This window comes from Corynebacterium sp. HMSC05D03 (genome assembly GCF_001807205.1).
GTDB lineage: Bacteria > Actinomycetota > Actinomycetes > Mycobacteriales > Mycobacteriaceae > Corynebacterium > Corynebacterium aurimucosum.
In genome coordinates, this window is the sequence record NZ_KV788180.1 from 1 (window position 1) to 18,252 (window position 18,252).

Below are 18,252 nucleotides of genomic sequence, written 5' to 3' on the forward strand. Positions count from 1 at the left end.
CACCCCGCTACGCACCCCGAAACCGGAAGAGCCCGTTTGAGTAGATGGGAAAATCTGGAACATGCCAAGGAAATTTGACCAGGATGCCAAGACCGTCTGGTGTGTCTCGTGGAAGACCGCATCTTGGCGGAAAATTTGTCGATGCAAGCCGCGTGCCAGGCAGTAGCTCCAAAGCTGGGGGTTTCATGGCACACGGCCTGTCAATGGACTTAAGCAGGCCCGCAGTGCGGGAAACATCCCAGGACCCGTGCCTGAAAATTTTTGGCCACCCAAAACGCGAGGCTACGCCGTGAACATCACCAGCTACGCGGCGCTGATGAACTTCTGAAGGCTGCTTCAGCTTTTTCGCGTCGGAACCAGGCCCAAACGTTAAGAAATGATCCGGCTCATCGATGAATACCGGAGTAGTTTCTCTGTAGAGTTCATCTGTAAGACGTTGAAGAATAGCCGGGCTGGTGGGTTTATCACCTCGCATGGGTATCGCCAATCCAAAGCCCGTGGATTAAGCGCTTGTCGCCTTCGCGATGCTGTGCTGGTTGAACGCATTAGTGCTGTTCATCGGGATAATAACGGTGTCTTAGGTGTGCAGAAAATGTGGCATGCTCTCCGCCGTGAAGGAATTGATATCGGTCGTGAACAAACCGCCCGGCTAATGCGCCTGGCCAGTGTTTCTTACAATGGCAAAGGCAGATCACCTATCACAACCCGAAAGCCTAACGTTCCTGATCTGCGCCCAGATTTGGTCGAGCGTGAATTCAAAACCCAGGGTTCATAACAAACTGTGAGTGGCCGACATTACGTATGTGCGCACCAAGAAAGGCTTTGTGTACACCGCGTTTGTCACCAACGTTTACTCCCGACGGATCGTTGGGTGGGCGTTATCAGACTCGATGCGGACTTCAAGCTTTGCCGCTGCAAGCTCTCAACCAATCGATCGTGCCTGCTGAGGAAACAACAGGTCTCATTCACCATTCGGATCACGGGCCACGGTATGTCAGCGTTGACTACAACGAGCGACTTGCCCAACACGGGATTGCCGCTTCCACTGGAACGGTTGGCGACTCCTATGACAATGCTCTGGCCGAAAACGTTAACGGCTCCTATAAGAACGAGCTAGTCCATACTCGCAGGTGGGATGACGCTGTCTAGGTAGAAATCGCGACGCTCAAATGGGTGTCATGGTGGAACGAGACTAGGCTCCGCCAAAGCTTGGGATACCGCACCCCGATCGAGGTCGAAACCGAATTTTGGAAGCATTACCCGCCACAGGAAATAATAGAAATCAAGGCAAATGCCTAGGAACAAAACTAGGGGCACTTCAATGTCCCCAGAATCGGGTTATTCCTGCAGGACGTGGGCTGGGGTCTTGCGCCTCGACGTGCGTCCTAGCGAATCCAAGGCTTTAAAATCCGGGATACCCTATAGCTGCTGGGGTGTGAGTTGCCGTCGGGGCTGCTATGTCACCAAGCATGAAAAGGCTAATGGTTACTGCGCACAAAGTAGCGAGCGTGCGTCTTGCGCAGAGACTTCATGGAATTCGCCCTAACGGTTACGATTTCTGTGTCGGGGTCACGACGACTTCTCGAACGCTTCAGCCTTTCTTTCAAAGCGATTCGAGCGTCATTGTACGGAGTCACGGACAATTCTCCTGAAGGTCGATGATACTCGATGAGGTACGAAGTCATCACCACTCCTTTGCCTTCACTTGTTTTGTCATTTGCTCTAGAAGCGCAACTAGTTTGTTATCGAGCCGGTCGATTTCAAACCGGACGTATCGGCACAAAAGCCAGTTTACTAATTTTTTCTTCCTTCCGCGGTCCATTTTGCGAAGGATCGCAAGCTTCTGCTCTTCGATTGAACGTATTGAGACGGAAATCATCTGTGCGGTTTGAACTAGCTCATCATAGATTTCTGGGGCGTCATCGGGTAGATCACCATACCTGTGGAAGCGGCCGAATTCGTCCCCAATCACCTCGTTCAGATTCGCCCAAGCTGCCTGAGCTTTTGTCCTAAGCTGAACCTCAACGCGGCCAGCTGGAGCAATCAGATGAAGATGTACGGCTCTATACCCAAACTGCGTATCAACAAGGTAGTTCCGAACTTTGACTTCTGCCCCTTCCGTCTCGAATCGCTTGACAAGGAGGTTTGAGATCAGTAACAAACAGTCCAAAGAACAGTCAATATCCAAGCGGCAACCAGCCAAATCCTGCACACGGCTTAGCTTCGTACTAAGCCGATCAAGCTTTTCGGCTATTGTATCGTCAGTCTTAACTCGATGACTTTTCTCAACCGGCAATTTGATCCGCAGGACTTCGCTTTGCCCCTCTTGCCCATAGATGAACTGTTCGATTTCTTCGGTAGCAATTTTCATGACTACTTCGTTTAAGTTGTCGAACCAAGCCATTACCATGAGGTAATCCTCTAAATTTAGCTCCTTTCTCCCCCTGATGCCTTCGCCAACCCGGTTAATGACTCCATTTGAAAACGGGTGCTTCTCGGTAAGTTTCATGTCTTTACCTAGTTTATTTTAGGACTTGCTTCAACAAATAGAGATTACCGCGATTAGACGCCGTTCTCATAAGGATTGTTCCCCTTCTTCTCTATTTCCTCAGCGACTCTGGGTCGACGGGGTAGCCCTAGGGTTGCCTGCAAATTGTGGACACGTAGTGGAGCTACCTAGTGGTTAGGCAGCTATTTCTTTTCTGCTGTTGATTGCGCCGGTGTGGTTCTCGAAGTCGACGGGGCTGGCCATCCCGAGTGCTTCAGTGCCGGCGCCGACGGTTGTAGACGACTTCAATCCAGTAGGCAACGACCTTGCGTTCGGCATCGCGGGTTGCCCAGTGCTTACGGTCGTAGAATTCGGTTTTAAGCGTCGACCAGAATGACTCGGCCATCGCGTTATCGAAGCACACACCAGTACGCCCCACAGACTGAGCAATGCCCAGGCTGCGGCACACCTCCCGAGCTTCTCACTGGTAAATTGCGTTCCGCGGTCAGCGTGAAACACCAGCCCATCAGGAACATCACCGCGCAGTGTATGCGCCATCCTTAGGGCCCGTTCGACCAGGTGTGTGTCTTGAACGCTATCCATTGCCCAGCCATTAGCCTTCGGGAATGGCCATGGCGGACTGCGCACAAGTACAACCAGCCTTCACCGGTGCGCAGGTAGGTAATATCTGACATCCACACCCGGTTGAGCTCACCAGTATCAAACATGCGCTTGACCAGGTCAGGAAGACTCGACTTACGCTTGGCTTGAATCGTTGTCACCGGGACAAAGGCACGCGGTGAAATCCCTTCAATGCCCATCATGCGCATCCGCTTAGCCACAGTCTTACGGTTAAGCGAAATGTGGTTGCGCTCGGTAAGTTCTGCGGTGATCCGCGGAGCACCATAAACCTCATCGGAGTCTTTCCAAATCTGATGAATCTTACGGTCAACATCATCGTAAAATGCTGCCCGATCATCCTTTCCGGATAGCCGTTTCTGCTGCACATGGGCCCATTTGTAGTATCCAGACCGAGATACTTTTAATAGTCGTGCCATGCGCTTGATGCTGTAGTTCGCCTTCTCCTGCTGCATTAGTTCGAACTTTTCTGCTCGCGTTGCCTCAAAGCGAAGAAGGCTGTCGCTTTTGACAAAAACTCGTTATCCATCTTGGCTTCCGCCAACTCACGGCGCAGACGAGCATTCTCAGCACGAAGATCAGCCTCACTCATCCCATCCGAGGCTCCTCGGCGTTCACGCTCGAGTTTGACCCACCGGCCTAAAAGCCCGGCGGAAACACCGATTTCCTTAGCCACATGGGCAATTGGGCGCTCTGACTCGATTACCAGGTTCGCGGCCTCACGCCGGTACTCCGGCGTGTACTTCTTGCGCTGTTGACTCACAATGAACATCCTCTCTTACGGACACAAGATCCGTACAAATAGGGTGTCCACTAAACGAGGGTAACCTCATCCAATCGAAGGGCAAGATATAGGCGCCCCATCCGATTGCCCGCCGAGCGCCATGTCGAAGACCCATGAGGGCCTCATGGTTTTCCGCAGTGTCGTATTCTCCGACGACTGACTTTATCTCAGATGATTAACCGCTAGTGCAGGAGCTTGCCGACGCCGCCGTCCCCAGCGAGATCCTGACAAGTCTAGAGATCACCAATTGGGTGTGCTCATGAGGTTCCCGTGCAAAACTTGGCAGCTCCTGGATTGCATCAGCCACGACGCCACCCCCTCCTTGGCGACGCCACTCGGATGCCTATCACGGATAGCACTTAGATTTCCCAAGCCCTGCCCATGCTTACCGACGCCCCTCCGCCTAATCTTTCTCTTCGGCTCCGCCAGCCCCGCCCACTTCTTGCCTCACCACCGATGTAGAGCGCACGAATCGCATCTGATCCGCAAAGACAGGTTAAGCACTGAGCAGGAGCGGCTTCCACCTATCAGGCAGTACCAAGTGAGGACATTCTCAAAAAGGGGATGCTTACATCCGCAGAGAAACCAAAGGGAAGTATGCTAGAGAACGACCATAATCGCCAACGAGTAGAGGATAAAATGAGCTCAACACCCCACGTAGCATTCGTAGGGCTAGGCTATATTGGCCTGCCCACCGCAGTAGTAATGGCAAATTCAGGCCTTCAAGTTACTGGAGTCGATGTAAACGCAATTAACGTCGACAAAATCAACAGAGGCGAAGTTACGATCGTTGAACCCGGCTTGGAAGACGAGCTTAAAAAGGCTGTCGAGTCCGGTCGTTTTATCGCCAGCACTGAACAAACTAAAGCTGACGCTTATATCATCGCTGTCCCTACCCCATTCACCGAGGGGCATGATGTTAACATGAAGTTCATCTACTCAGCTGCTGAAGCAATCGCGCCCCAGCTTGAAGGCAACGAACTAGTTGTGCTCGAATCCACATCTCCCCCGCTGACTACTCAAAAGATGGCAAAGCGAATCCTCGAGCTGAGGCCCGATCTAAAAGCTGATAGCGACGACGCTCCTGCCGATGACAAAACCATCTACTTTGCTCATTGTCCAGAGCGCATCCTTCCGGGCAACGCAATGACGGAGCTTCGAACCAATGACCGTATTATTGGTGGTCAAACGAGCGAAGCCACCCGCCGTGCCACAGAGATCTATGCAAGTTTTTGTGAGGGCGAGTTGCTGCCTACCAATGACGTGACAGCAGAAATGGCCAAATTGACAGAGAACTCTTTCCGCGACGTCAACATCGCGTTCGCCAATGAGCTCTCCCTGATCGCCGATAAGCTTGACATCGATGTTTGGGAACTTATCGAACTCGCTAACCACCACCCGCGAGTGAATATTCTCCAACCAGGCCCTGGTGTGGGTGGTCACTGCATCGCGGTAGACCCTTGGTTCATCGTGTCCAGCGATCCGGAGAACTCCAAACTTATTAAGACCGCGAGAAATATCAACGATGACAAACCCAACTGGGTTATCAACAAGGTCGTTGAAGCACTGGGAGAACCGGAGGGCAAGAAGCTAGCAGTATTGGGCCTCGCTTTTAAACCTGATATCGACGACCTCCGCGAATCGCCTGCGCTAAATATCGCATGCGAGCTCGCAAACCGATTTAAGGATATACAGATTAGCGTAGTAGAGCCCAACATCACCCAACTTCCTGACAGGCTATCTGGATTCCAGAACGTCGAGCTAAAGGAATTGGACAAGGCTGTAGATTCGGCTGATGTAGTTTTGATGTTGGTTGACCACATTCAGTTCAAGGAATTTGAAGCCGAAAAATTAAAGGCTAAGAAGGTAATCGACACCAAAGGCATCTGGTAGCAGGTAGCCTTAGCATAACTCTAAAGGAAGACACCCCATGACCATCAGGCCTTATCCTTTCGGCTTTCTAGTAAGCAACAAGCCGATTGAGAACCAAGAGCTAATCCAAAGCAATTTCAGACGGTTTGAAGCTTGGGACGGCATAGAAGTGTACATCCAGCCCGATGAACCAACACAGCTTGTTCAAGACGATGACTTAAAGTTGCTTTGGTTTGGTCATGCGGCCTTCGTCGGTGACACATCGATCGAGCTTCCTTTCATTGAAAGAGCTCGACAAGAGCTTTCAAAAGGGTGGCATGCTTTTCATTCTTTTCTCGACTATGTAGTGGGCCGCTGGGCGGCACTTATTGTCAAGGATGAAAAGACCACACTCTACAATGACACCCTAGCGAGCCAACCTGTTTACATTGCGCGGGAAGAAGCACTACTATTTGGCTCACACCTTCCTCTAATCAATGAGGAAATCAACGCCCGGTCGGGCATTACCAAAGAGCTGGTTTCACTTGGACAGCACAAGCTGTGGGATCAGACTGAAGACACCCGAATTGCTGCACTGCCGCCAAATTTTCGCTTTGAGTTTGAGACTAAAGAACTCGACCGATTTTATCCGCACCCATATACATCAATTGACGAGTTTTCCTCGACAAACAAGGCGGTTGAGCAAGCTATCACTTTAGCCAAGCGCTCTGTCCAGTACTGGGGAAGCCTCGACTACAAGGTGTATTGTGCTCTGACTGCGGGTATGGATACCAGAGTATGTGCTTCTGCGGCATTAGCCTCAGGGATTGATTTCTCATTCGTAACTTATGGAAGTGCTGAACCTCCCTCAGAAGAGGATGGAAATACTAAGCGTTCGTACAAACTCGATATCCGAGTATCCAGATTAATAGCGGAAACGTTTAAGAAAAAACACGTGATTCTGCCGATGGAAGATGTTAAATCCTATCCTCTTTCTGCAGAAGATAAAGCGACCCTACAACGCAATACTGTAGGAAAACATGCTTTAAATTTCCAAGGCCTGTACGAGAGTACCCTCGGCACACACCCCTCTATTTGCTTCGTTGGCACTGCGCTTGAGGCCTTTAGAGACTACTATTCGCCTTCAGCTAGACCTACAACCTCATTCGAGACATTCACTCGGATCGTTTCTGCTCTCGGAGGGTATTCGAGCAAATCAGACGATGAGAAGCTCACAACTGAACTCGCCCATGAACTTTGGGAACGCTACCAAATGAAAACCGTACTGGAGCATGGATTCCCAATCGCCAACATTTTATATCAAGAGCTCCGAGCTGGCCGTTTCCAATCGGAGGCAATCAATTGTCAGGCGTCAGCCTTTCTGCCAATCAACCCGATTGCGATCCGGAAGTTATTCGAGTTGGCGCAATCTTTACCGTTCTACGACCGCAAGAGTGCGGTTTTCGCGAAATCGTTCATTCAGAAAGCATGCCCGACTCTTACGCAATTCCCAATCAACGACAAAGATTTCTCCATTGCCAAAACCAACTTTGTTGACGTTGAAGCCGTTTTTAGCCGAGCAGCGGGGGATGAGCCTTATGAAAGGTGTGAACAAACTCCTCCAGACATTATCCAATTGAAACCAGAGAATCTACACAAGGGCGGGGAACGATTCTTTAGGAAACATTTCTCAGCACAGACTGGTTCACTTAGGTTAACTTTCCACAATCACTACAACATTGGCCGGGATGCCAATAATGTTGTTATTTTCATCCGGATTAACGATAATGACGTTTACCGCCTGCCGATTGGTAAGCGTAATGACCCCTGCACCGTAGCCATAAACGGTCTGCGCTACGGAGATAGTGTTGATCTTGGGGTTCGGTCGATGCGCGAGAACGGGCTAGCCTGGAGTAACGTCAGTTTGTTGAAATTAACAGAATGGACTGAGACGACCATTGATTTGGACTCCTCCCAACCGCTGGAGATTTCATCGACTCGAGAGTTTCGCTTAGCAGAATAAGACCCGTTACTACAATTTTGCTATTGCCCGAATAGCCAGGCAGGTCTCTCCTACACCAACTCACCATAGAGCCAAATCAACAGGCTAACTTAAAGGCCCGATGGAACGCCTTGGGGATCCGCCAGAATCCCCAAGGCGTTAATTTAATAATTTACTAACCTGAGAATCTAGTAGTATCGAAGGCTTTTTGTAGGCTGATTTCACTCCGAGAATCAAGCTTTCCGCAGACTCAAAATTTTTCCTCGCTGCTCGAGCGGTCCACTTGTTATATAATAGAGTGATTGGCTCGACGTCACCGTCGGCGATTATCTGTCCATCATGTAGCCAAATCACTCTAGAACACATGTTTTTAATTGATGCCATCGCATGCGATACCAAGAAGATCGTTCCTGCATTACTCAGAAACCCTGTCATACGTTCTTGTGCACGCTCTGTGAATGAGGCATCACCTGTTCCCAAAGCCTCGTCAATCAGCAGTAAATCACGTTGAACAGCAGTGGAAATCGCAAACTTCAACCGGGCTCCCATTCCTGACGAATACGTTTTCATCGGCCGTTCAACCGCTTTTCCTATTTCCGCGAAGTCGATTATCTCCTCTGTAAGTTCATCGATTCTTTCTGGAGAGACCCCTTGCGCCAATAATCCTAATCTAATGTTAGTCCTGCCTGGAAGTCTTGGTTGTAGCGCAGCGGAAACATTGAGCAAAGTCGGAGTTGCGGAAGTAAGCACCTGCCCCTCATCGGGCGCCTCATTTCCTGCGATCAGCCTCATCAGAGTTGATTTTCCGGATCCGTTTCTCCCCAAAACGCCAATGCATTCGCCCTTCTCGGCGTACATTGACACGCTGCTTAGTGCACGAACATAGTCGCCCTCACGTTCATCGGAAAGCTTTGGCCTCCGAAATACGCTGCGTTTATTGTCCGCTCGATAGTATCTGGATACCTCACGAACCAGCACACTGGGATTATCTAACGTGTACATAGCGGTCCTCAGCCCTCCAAAAGAAGATAAAACCAACGGCAGAAGCACCAGTCGCCCAAAGCACCAAAACTAGCCATTCTGACAAACTTGGGATCTGGTTATACATAACAACGCTTCGAGCGGCTTCCAAAAACCGGTAGGCAGGATTAGCCTGCATAACTTCCTGCATTTCAGGCACACGGGCGTAGCGCTCAACTGAGAAGAACACACCTGAGACGTAGAACCAAGCTCGATTTACGAAGAAGACAATCTTCTTAGCATCTGGAACGAATGCAGTCACTCGAGCAGATATCAGCAATAGCCCGAATGAAAACAGATGAATCAAAAAATAGATTGGAACAATCAAGACGACCGACCACGAGAGAGGGTTGCCCCACTGAAAAGCCAAGGCGGCGAGAACAGCCAATGCCCCTGGTATTATATTGCTAATAAACCCCTTAATGGCTTCTCCAACTACTAGGGAGACCCTCGGGAACCGAAAGGTTCGCATCATTGCCTTCGATCGCTGCACGAGCCCAGATCCACTGCCAAGTCCACGTGACATCATCGAAAAGTACATTAAGCCAATAACCAAGAAGCCTACAAAATTTTCAATCCCCCGCGACGTCTGAAGAACTACACCGAACATCACCCCATACATAGCAATACGAAGCAAAGGTTCGAGAATATTCCAAAGCTTCCCCAGAAACATGTCATCATTGTCTCCAGCTGCTTTGAATCTTGCATGCTCGAAAATAAAGTGCCTGTAACGCCATGTATTTGCCAAATACTTCGCTAAAGACGCTCGTTCGTTCGTTGAAAAGAGTTCATCGTCTGCGACCAGGACAGTTCGGCGATTCTTTGGCATTGCTTGCTGGAGGGAGCGAATCGCGTCAGCCTCTTGCTGATCAGCCATGGGTCTCCTTCTTTACTGTACAAATTCGTCACCTCAAAGGGTCAAGTGACAAATTGGTTCGATTCTATCATTCAGACAGATCCGAAAGACACTCAGAAAGGAGCAGGTCGGTACCCATATTTAGAGGGCATACAAAGAACATATTTCCTGAACATACCCTTCAGCGACATCACGGCCAGGCCCATCCAAATTGTCTAACTTTGGTTTATAGATTTCATCCATCATACGAGGAAGCTGATTCTTTCTGTAGGTAGACAAAATGCCAGCTTGTTTCAGAACCTCAAGTTGAGCTCTCTCCCGTATCAATGCACGCCTAAAATAGTCAACTCCAGCTTCATTAGTGATAGAACCACTTCGCTGCGAATAATACACGATAAACGGTCGGTGACAGAATAGGATGGCGTTTGCATTTAACAATATCTCCCAGCCAAATAGAGTGTCCTGCCCGACTGCGCCTTCAACATAGCGAATATTCTTATCTTCAAGAAAAAACCGAGAGATGACTGCAGCTTGTGTTGATACAACTGGAAAGCGCTGGGTTGCAGTAAAAAGCGCACTCGGTCGATCAACAAGTCTCCCGTGAAACAATGCATTCCGAGCATTGAGGCCAATGGACGCACCAACCTTCAACTGATACCCAGAAGCCATTTGCACAGGAACGCTCGCACCATAAAACTGTTTAACTAGTTCGTCGTATCCCCCAACTGATATTTCATTATCGGGGTCAAGAAACGTGACGAGGTCTGATTTGGCAAGTTCAATTCCGACATTCCTTGGGCCCGACGCAGAGCCGCTCGGCGGGCCCTCCAGTCGAACCACATCAACGTTTTCGACACTCCTTTTAAGTTCATCCAGAATCTCCTGAGTTACAGGATCATCAGAGGCATCGTCCACTACGATCACTCTCATCTGTTCCCAGATAGCGTTCGCGGCAAGACTAGGTAGACATTTAGTTATTAGAAATATGCCGTTGTTGTAGACGGGAACTATGACATCGAGAATACGCTCCCGATAAGAGAGAGCACTAGAGCATTGTTTAACAATCTGCCACGCACCGACAGATATAGCACTAGTCTGGTCGCCGTCTGCCCCCTTTGTTAGGAGGCTGTTCCTGTCGTACGCCACTCCGCAGCCTCTCAAAGCTGAGACCAGCGGTAAATTATATTTCGGCACCCGTACAGTCGGCCCAGCAAAAATAAACCGGACGCTAGGAAAGCTATTGAATATCTTTTTACTATATAGCCGTGATTCTACCTGATTTCCTTTCGCAACCCCCGAGCGCACGCAGTCATAAAGCATAGCCTCTTCATACTCGTCTTTGACATAACTGCGCCGAGTAGTAACCGAACAGGCTAGATGAGCTCCTTTATTGGCTATCCGCCACGGCAAGCTCACTATGCGCGAAGTAAGATTGTAAGGAAGCAAAGGAGAACTTACTCTCCAATGACTGCACGCATACTACACAATTTCGAATTTATCTTCTTAACGGTGTGCGGCCGTGCAAGTGGATTGTGCCCCATGTTCTCATCATGGTACAGGCCAAAGGTAAATAGAGGGACTCTACCTAAAGCTACAAGCTTGGTCATTTTTTCCAAGGTGGGCTTTAACTGCTCTTGAACATCGCCTGCACTTGCGATGTTCAGCATCACTTCGGTCTCTGGGATATACCCTTCGACCTCAAATAACTCAACTACACTAACCCTCCAGGGTTGAGAAAGCCTAACATCTTCGATGTTGCCTCCTTCAAATACATCCCGTAGCAATGCATTTACAAAACGTTCGTTGTAATAGGACCAGTCAAGTTGCGGGTTATTTACAAGGGCCTTGCTGCCACGATCGAAAGTAGCACAACAAATCGCCTGGAATCCGCCTGCAGAACTCCCATAGTGAAGAGTCCTAGCAGGACCTGCAAGCCCAAAACGCGCCCGGACTGCGTCAATGACTTTAACCATAGCGGCAATGGACCAATCATTCTTTGAATACTGCGCCCAGCCAATTTGCAGCCGTTTATGCTTAACCATTGTGGGATCGGCGATCTGGATGACAGGCGATTCAAACTCGTCTAGCCACGACGACCGCTGAAAGACAATACCATCCGGGGCTTTGGTCCGCTGAATAGCCCCATTGTATGTCACTAAAAGAGTGTCTTCATACTTAGCAGTCGGCTGCACCAAGACCGGAACTTGACACTCGCCAACGGCCACTATAAAACGGAATTCCTCGCGGTCCGCATCATACAACTCCGACTCCGATGCTTTTTCAAGTTCGGCAAGCTCAAGTATGTTCATTGATTTCCTTAAATATACTTAACAAGTTTCGAAAATTTTGCAGGTTCCAGTGCCAAAGAAGGATAGAAAACACGCACTCCGTGCATCATTCCTACCGGCGCGATTTCAACAAATCCTGCTATAGATTCAATTCTTTCGGTGTTCGGGGATTCGATTATCGCCAACGCACAAGTTCCCAAATGATTTGACACCATTAACGAACCACGGCCTGCTAGAAAAGATTCAGAGTCCACCACCGCCAGTTTAACCTCATCGGCAAGCTTATAAGAAGGATCGGGCCTCACCCAATGTTCAGTATTAACCTTAGTCTCCTCCTCCAATGGCCTTAGCCATGCATCTGTCGTTAGGAGCAACGTAGGTCGAAGCCAATTAATAACTTTCCTAACAGAAACTTGTTGCGACAAATTTATCTGGCAATCCCCTTCGGCCCGTTCATTCATTTCATCGATGAAGTCCTCGAATAGGGAAAACACTTCATCGACTTTCACGTTGCCATTGGGATCTACTATCGATACATTCTCGGTTTTCGACAGTTCGGCTCCTATGCCCCCCAATCTCGCATCGAGGTTGTCTAGCCGAACCGATAGCTGGTTTTGCAACTTCTCTGTTTTTCTAAAACTTTTATGCTGCCCTCTTTCCCCGGACCGCAGTACAATTAATAACCCCAGCAATACCAACACAAGTTCTAGGTACATCGGAACCAGCGTATCCAGCCAGACTCCAAAAACTCCGCAAACAATTGCAAGCAGAAGCAGCAATACCAATAGTTGTTGACGACGAGTAGTTCTCTTCATGAATTTGTCCTATACATGGGATGGGTACACTATAGAGCCTTGGCGCTCGACTTTTCCTGCGGAGGTCAGAAAGGGCAAGTGCCCAAATGGGAGCGCAAGCTTTTTAAATTCCTCAGCCATTTCAGCTGCAACGTATTCCCAATTATGCTCTGTCGCGACTACTTCCTTGGCGTATCGACTAAGCGAAAGCTGTTTTTCGCGATCCTCCAACAAATCAATGAGCTTTTCCAATAAGTCTTCCGAATCCCCCTGCTTAAATACGAGAGCCGCATCACCGCCACGCGACACTTCTGACAACGCGGAAACCGAAGATACAAGTAGAGGTCTCCCAGCGGCCATTGCTTCAAATGGTTTAAGAGGAGTTACATGCTCAGTTGCTGGCGTTGATACACGAGGTAAGACAATCACGTTGACATCCTCGAACACGTCGACAGCTTCGTGAGCAGCTACCGGCCCAGGTAATTCTACAAGGTCCTCAACGCTCAATGTTTCAGCGAGATCCCTCAGCTTGTCTAATTCGACGCCTTTTCCAACAATTTTCGCCCTGATCGCTCGCCCTTTTTGCTTGCCTAAAGCAATCGCACGAATTAGAGTCTCAAGCCCCTCATAGTCGACCAAGGAGCCCACGTAGCCCACGTCATAGGTAAAGAACTCCTTCTCCTCTAGCGGCGTCAGATGAGAAAAACGAGAGACATCTACTGCATTAGGAACCAATCCAACATCCAAACCATGTTCGCTTCGATGATCAAGGAGACTCGCCATTGAGGTATTCATTGTAACGACTCGGTCTGCAAATTGGCATGTAGCGTCTTCCATTCTCTCAATTCGCCGTGCCCTCCCGAGTTCCCCGCGCCCCTCAAAAACCAATTCCCAAAGACCTGATACCTCATACAAAACAGGTATTCCCAGTTCATGAGCTGCAATCAAAGCCGGTAAAGCGATCAGATAGGTGGACCGGACATGCACCAGATTCGGGCGCTCAATCAAGAAGACTTCCCGATACCAATCGATAGCCTTGTACATGTATTCATACTCGCCATTCTTGCGGGGAGATTCCGCAGGCAAATGCCGATACTCAACTCCGTCGACCTCATCGAGTGGATAAGGAAAGCTAGCTTTGGAATCAACCCTTTCAGTATAGAATCCAGGGCGAGTATACGCGCGGACGATCATGCCATTGAGCATCAACCCTTTGAGCAGTCCCTGTGCGCGACCTGTGTAGCCACCAGTGTGATTAGGCAAGCTGGAGTGGAGAATTGTAACCGCTCTCACTCTTTCATTTTCTCCCACCACACCTCGCTCCGCAGGGCGCGGCGCCTGTCCAGCACGCTGCAACAGCTTTACCGCGTAACGCGATTCTCTGATTGCCGCTCGAATATCCTTACGTTTGAACCGGGTAAGTTTTTGCTCACTTACGCCCTCAAAATCAGCGCTATTCCAAGCATCAATAACTTTCGACATGATTCCGACCTACGTTCAATTCAGCAAACTTCGATATAGTCTAGCTAGTTTTCTGCCGTTAGCCTCCCAAGTCATAGAATTCAACCATTCCTTTTCCGCCAATCTTTTCTCGGGTGACTCAATGACTTCAGTGATTGCTCGCGCCAGATCAGTGGGAGACTGCGGCGGGACAAATTTAGCATATCCACCGGTAACTGCCCTCAAAGCGGGCAAATCGGAACACACTAGTGGGACACCGACCGCCAAAGCATTTAAAGGCTTTATCGGGGTAACGTATCGGGTAACTCGTGAATCAATTCTCGGGACTACAAAAACATCAAAGATAGAGTACCAGCTTTGAATCTCAGAGCTTGGCTGTCTACCCACGAAGTGAACTCGGCTCCCTACGCCTAATGAAGCTGCTAATGCAGCGAGCCTCCCGCGGTCTTCTCCGTCTCCTACTAAAACCACTTCTATTCGCTCATCCAAGCTTGGTAAGGCGCGGATTAGTGTATCTAACCCCTCATATGACACTAGAGAACTGATCGTCCCCACGACTTTTTTGCCCCGCAGTCCCATCTGGGTTCGTATGTTTAGCGCATTTTTTCGATCGATCCGCATTCCAGAATCAATTGCATTCGGAATTGTGACTATCTTATTTTCACAGATACCAGCTCGCACTAGCCTGTTTTTAGTCAGCTCACTTAACACTATGACCGCGCTTGCCTTCCCCGCAGCTTCGAATTCTTTCTGCTCAGAGTGCCGATAATGGAAAGACTTCTCTGCTTCAGTCGCTATTTTTACGGGGAACTTAGAAAGCCATGTATTGTGAGGTTCACCTCGAATCTCGTATATCCAAGGAATCCCCATATCATGAGCTACATCAGAAACTAACGAGGCATTTTTAAAATCTGAAGTAGTCTGGATTAGGTCGATACTCTTTTCAGCACAGACACGCATTAGTAGCTTCTTTGCCAATCGGTATCTGCGATCTTCACGAAACGGCATTACGCGTGGAATTAAGGTATTTAGTTCGCTCGGCTCCTTAGCTGGCCGGGGAATCTTTCCTATAACCAATGGGTAGCCCAACCGCGTTACCGTACTAATGGAATCAACTTTTTCCCGAACGGTTTTCGTCAAGGCCGCCGTGCGGATAGTATATCCCGATTGTGTATACGGAAGGGAGTTGTTAACGTAATATAAAATGTTGGTTCTCCCTCCCAAGCCTGTTGCTTCTCGCCCTTCATAAATCGCACAGTAAAACTGATTTTCTTTAATCTTGGCAAGATTCTTTTTCGGAAAATTTATACAGCGTTTAATTAATGGCAATCTTTTAAATTCAGCTAAAGCACGATCATAATCACCAATATAAAGAAAGAAGTCTAGGTGTTCACGTCGACTCGGGAGAAATTCTTCACGGTTCCTACCTTTGACAGCTTCAAGGCAGGCTTTCACAGTACCAATCATTTGATACCCCACGAATCGTTGGGACGCCAAAAGGATAAACCTCTTCGGTTCGATAAGCGCCTTCTTGACCGAAAAAGATACAACTACCAACAGATAATTAATCCAACGCAATCCCCTCATCAATTAACTTTTCCAATCCAATCGATTAGCTCGTCCACCCTCTTTTGGACTACCACCTCTCGCTCTCGATTGACCCACAGCCGCCCTTCATCCGATACCAGCAAACGATCTGGACACGCATACAACTCGGCAAACAATTCAGCGAGCTCTTGAGGTCGTTCCGGAGGAACAACATCGCCCGCATTCAACTCACGGATAATTTTGGCAGTCTCACCCGCCACCACCCCGGTTATGTGGACGCCCGCGGACATCAATTCGTAAGTTTTGGAGGGGACTGCTCTATTTAAGGGTTCCCAGTCGGTTAAATGCACTAGCGCAGTATCAGCCCAATCATAGAAGCTAACAACCTCAGAAGCAGAGCGAACATGATAGAAGCTTGCATCGACATCCTTCATTTCAGCGTATTCCCTCAAAGCATCGACGGCCGCGCCTCCCCCCACAAAGGCAAGCTCAATCGGAACTCCTCGTTGTTGAGCAGTTCTTACAGCGTCAATAACATTTTTTAGGTTCTGGGCCCGTCCGAGAGTTCCGGCATAGAGGACACGAAGGGGACGATCCACTAAGGGATTTCGGGCAGCCGTCATTGACAGATTCGAAGGAAACACGTTTCGAAGTGTAACGATCTTTTGACAATGACTCCGCTCAACTCCGGTGGATAGCTGCTTACCCAGCTCATCCGAAGTTACTATTATCGCATCCGCACGAGCCAGTAAGGCATTCAAACCTTGCTGCACTACATAGCTCAATGCCTGCACAAGTTTTGGCTTTAGCCTCTTATGATGTGTTGGCTGCGTCTCCAATGCACGGTTCCAGCTGCTGTATTCCCGCATCAAATCTGGCCATGCATCGCGTAAATCTATGACATAGGGAACCCCTGCGACACGAGCAATTAGAAAAGAAACCACCGCAGTTGGCAGCGCCGGGACAGTCCCTACCACCACGTCAACCTTGCGTATTCCAGCCCATCGGATGGCAGCTGCAAGTAAAGCCCCCTTAGCAATAAAAGCCTGAGATAGAGCTCTCGCAATCAACGATTCACATGAAGGAATAAATGGACTTCTGTAAATCTTTTCTCCTGCAACCCCTGATTCCGGAACAGAGGCAATACGGAACGATTTCAATGCTTCTTTAAAGGAAACATTCCGGCGATAGTGGGGTGGCGGTGCGATGACAACAACTTCAACGCCTTTTTGAACAAATAATCCACTTAACCAGGTCCACCTTCGCTGGGGAACCCCATTTTCGGGATGCCAGAACTGTGAAAGAACTAGAACCTTCATCCGTCCGCCCCTCTAGGTTGAGCAATGCCTGTCTTGAAATAATACACACCGCGCTATCAGGGGATGAACCTATCCCCTTCACGGCAAGTCCGAAAGGCAAGTTTCAAGCATATAGTTTTCTCCCGATATATCCTGCACTACCTGCCGATTTGCCATTCTAAGCGTCCTCCATATATAGTTACTTCTCGTTGCACAGAGCAAAGCGATTTGCTCAGCAGCATACGCATATTCCTCCATAGCTCAGTTGGCAGAGCATTCGACTGTTAATCGAAGGGTCACTGGTTCGAGCCCAGTTGGAGGAGCGAAAAGGCCGCTTGAGTTTCAAGCGGCCTTTGCTTGTCTGTCTACGTTTCAAGCATTTCAGCTAGTTAAAGGGCATCTCTAGGCTTGAGGTCCAGCATATGGTCAATCTCGTCTTTGAGATTTAAGGCCCTTCTTCTCATCCCTTATCCGCATGTTGCGGTGACTATTGTCGTGGAAATGCCTTGCCGTCATAGTCCACGTCGCCGTGTTAGCGCTTCACAACATGCACGCCTGCACCGCCAAAGAGGCTAAAGCAGTTGACGACAATTTCTGGAGCGCTAGCAGGTAGCTCAGCAGGATCGATAGCTCCACGGTCTACCTTGATGTCGTGACCGCCGAAAAGGCCGATGCCGTTCACCCGGACGCGGAAACCTTCGGGGATCCAGATATCGACTCCACCAAAGAGCCCAACCGCTTGGATGGTAGTGGTTTTCTCTTGTAGAGCAGCACCGCGCAGGTCTACGTCTGTCCCGCCAAAAATACCCATCGAAGTGTGACGAGAGGCAATGGGGGTGCTTCGAACCGTAGTGCCACCAAAGATGCCCAGAGAAAGACTCTGAGCACCGTTCACGGACGGTTCGATTTGAGCTAATGCGCAGTTAACAGTAGTGACGAGTTCACCATCAACAGACTTCAGCTCATGAGAGCTCTTCGAAGCGACCTCGTGGCTACCGAAGAGTACGCTTCCGGGGTCCTCAAGGAGATCTGAAACAAGGTCGAGCAACTCGCCGCGCGTCGTGGCGTCGGCGCATGCAGAAGAGCGTTCCTCAAATTCGGCGACGCTGAGTTGGCCGACGGACATCGCGTCAGCTAAGACTTGAGAAGTTGTGGTGCGCTGAGAGTTAGTGCATTTAATGTCGCGTGGTTCCATGGTTTTACTTTACGTGGAACCGCATAAA

15 protein-coding genes, 1 tRNA gene and 1 pseudogene are annotated in these 18,252 nt (G+C 49.3%); 6 read left to right on the top strand and 11 right to left on the bottom strand.

Annotated elements, in window-relative coordinates:
* Positions 1-376 precede the first annotated feature (376 nt).
* The 3 genes from HMPREF3147_RS12605 to HMPREF3147_RS12610 are packed head-to-tail and all read left to right on the top strand — an operon-like array spanning position 377 to position 1,149.
* Positions 377-775 carry an IS3 family transposase gene (locus HMPREF3147_RS12605; protein ID WP_141740727.1) on the top strand — a complete coding sequence of 133 codons (399 nt, stop codon included), beginning with the start codon at positions 377-379 and terminating at the stop codon, positions 773-775.
* A 49-nt stretch (positions 776-824) separates the two neighbouring features.
* Positions 825-947, top strand: coding sequence for a hypothetical protein (locus HMPREF3147_RS13145; RefSeq protein WP_371325744.1), 123 nt, complete (start codon positions 825-827; stop codon positions 945-947).
* Entirely contained in the window at positions 907-1,149 is a 243-nt protein-coding gene (locus HMPREF3147_RS12610) for a DDE-type integrase/transposase/recombinase (RefSeq protein ID WP_210384584.1), read from the top strand. Before HMPREF3147_RS13145 ends, HMPREF3147_RS12610 begins: the two co-directional genes overlap by 41 nt.
* Positions 1,150-1,684: 535 nt before the next feature.
* Here the strand turns inward: HMPREF3147_RS12610 and HMPREF3147_RS08195 are convergent.
* Both HMPREF3147_RS08195 and HMPREF3147_RS12615 read right to left on the bottom strand, forming a co-directional pair.
* A complete protein-coding gene (locus HMPREF3147_RS08195) occupies positions 1,685-2,509 on the bottom strand; it encodes a RelA/SpoT domain-containing protein (RefSeq protein ID WP_070446656.1) in 825 nt (274 codons plus the stop codon).
* Between the two features lie 174 nt (positions 2,510-2,683).
* Positions 2,684-3,899, bottom strand: a pseudogene (locus HMPREF3147_RS12615) (IS3 family transposase).
* A 651-nt stretch (positions 3,900-4,550) separates the two neighbouring features.
* Between HMPREF3147_RS12615 and wecC the strand changes: the two are divergent.
* A complete protein-coding gene (gene wecC / locus HMPREF3147_RS08215; protein WP_070446712.1) occupies positions 4,551-5,804 on the top strand; it encodes a UDP-N-acetyl-D-mannosamine dehydrogenase in 1,254 nt (417 codons plus the stop codon).
* Positions 5,805-5,841: 37 nt separating this feature from the next.
* Positions 5,842-7,785, top strand: a complete 1,944-nt coding sequence (locus tag HMPREF3147_RS08220; RefSeq protein WP_070446658.1) for a hypothetical protein — start codon at positions 5,842-5,844, stop codon at positions 7,783-7,785.
* Between the two features lie 138 nt (positions 7,786-7,923).
* Here the strand turns inward: HMPREF3147_RS08220 and HMPREF3147_RS08225 are convergent, their stop codons facing one another.
* The 8 genes from HMPREF3147_RS08225 to HMPREF3147_RS08255 form a co-directional block, all read right to left on the bottom strand.
* Positions 7,924-8,766, bottom strand: a complete 843-nt coding sequence (locus HMPREF3147_RS08225) for an ABC transporter ATP-binding protein (protein WP_256364861.1) — start codon at positions 8,764-8,766, stop codon at positions 7,924-7,926.
* Complete coding sequence (locus HMPREF3147_RS08230; RefSeq protein WP_070446659.1) at positions 8,750-9,661, bottom strand: ABC transporter permease; 912 nt, start codon at positions 9,659-9,661, stop codon at positions 8,750-8,752. The genes HMPREF3147_RS08225 and HMPREF3147_RS08230 overlap by 17 nt, the downstream gene beginning before the upstream one ends.
* Before the next feature lie 120 nt (positions 9,662-9,781).
* The gene (locus tag HMPREF3147_RS08235; RefSeq protein WP_246815754.1) at positions 9,782-10,960 is read right to left on the bottom strand and encodes a glycosyltransferase family 2 protein; all 1,179 of its coding nucleotides are present in this window, start codon (positions 10,958-10,960) and stop codon (positions 9,782-9,784) included.
* A gap of 134 nt (positions 10,961-11,094) precedes the next feature.
* Positions 11,095-11,949 (bottom strand): hypothetical protein, encoded by an 855-nt coding sequence (locus HMPREF3147_RS08240; RefSeq protein WP_070446661.1) that lies wholly within the window; start codon positions 11,947-11,949, stop codon positions 11,095-11,097.
* An 8-nt stretch (positions 11,950-11,957) separates the two neighbouring features.
* Positions 11,958-12,743 (bottom strand): hypothetical protein, encoded by a 786-nt coding sequence (locus HMPREF3147_RS08245; protein ID WP_070446662.1) that lies wholly within the window; start codon positions 12,741-12,743, stop codon positions 11,958-11,960.
* A gap of 9 nt (positions 12,744-12,752) precedes the next feature.
* Entirely contained in the window at positions 12,753-14,204 is a 1,452-nt protein-coding gene (locus tag HMPREF3147_RS08250; protein WP_070446663.1) for a glycosyltransferase, read from the bottom strand.
* 15 nt (positions 14,205-14,219) lie between these two features.
* Positions 14,220-15,770 (bottom strand): glycosyltransferase family 4 protein, encoded by a 1,551-nt coding sequence (locus HMPREF3147_RS12620; protein WP_083276475.1) that lies wholly within the window; start codon positions 15,768-15,770, stop codon positions 14,220-14,222.
* On the bottom strand, positions 15,770-17,050 hold the full coding sequence (locus tag HMPREF3147_RS08255; protein WP_070446664.1) for a glycosyltransferase family 4 protein: 1,281 nt from the start codon (positions 17,048-17,050) through the stop codon (positions 15,770-15,772). The genes HMPREF3147_RS12620 and HMPREF3147_RS08255 overlap by 1 nt, the downstream gene beginning before the upstream one ends.
* 229 nt (positions 17,051-17,279) lie before the next feature.
* On the opposite strand from HMPREF3147_RS08255, the gene HMPREF3147_RS08260 reads away from it, so the two are divergent.
* Positions 17,280-17,352: transfer RNA gene (locus HMPREF3147_RS08260), tRNA-Asn, on the top strand.
* Positions 17,353-17,561: 209 nt separating this feature from the next.
* Here HMPREF3147_RS08260 and HMPREF3147_RS08265 read toward each other — a convergent pair.
* Positions 17,562-18,224: a DUF1707 SHOCT-like domain-containing protein gene (locus HMPREF3147_RS08265; protein WP_070446665.1), complete on the bottom strand. Its 663-nt coding sequence runs from the start codon at positions 18,222-18,224 to the stop codon at positions 17,562-17,564.
* Positions 18,225-18,252: the final 28 nt, after the last annotated feature.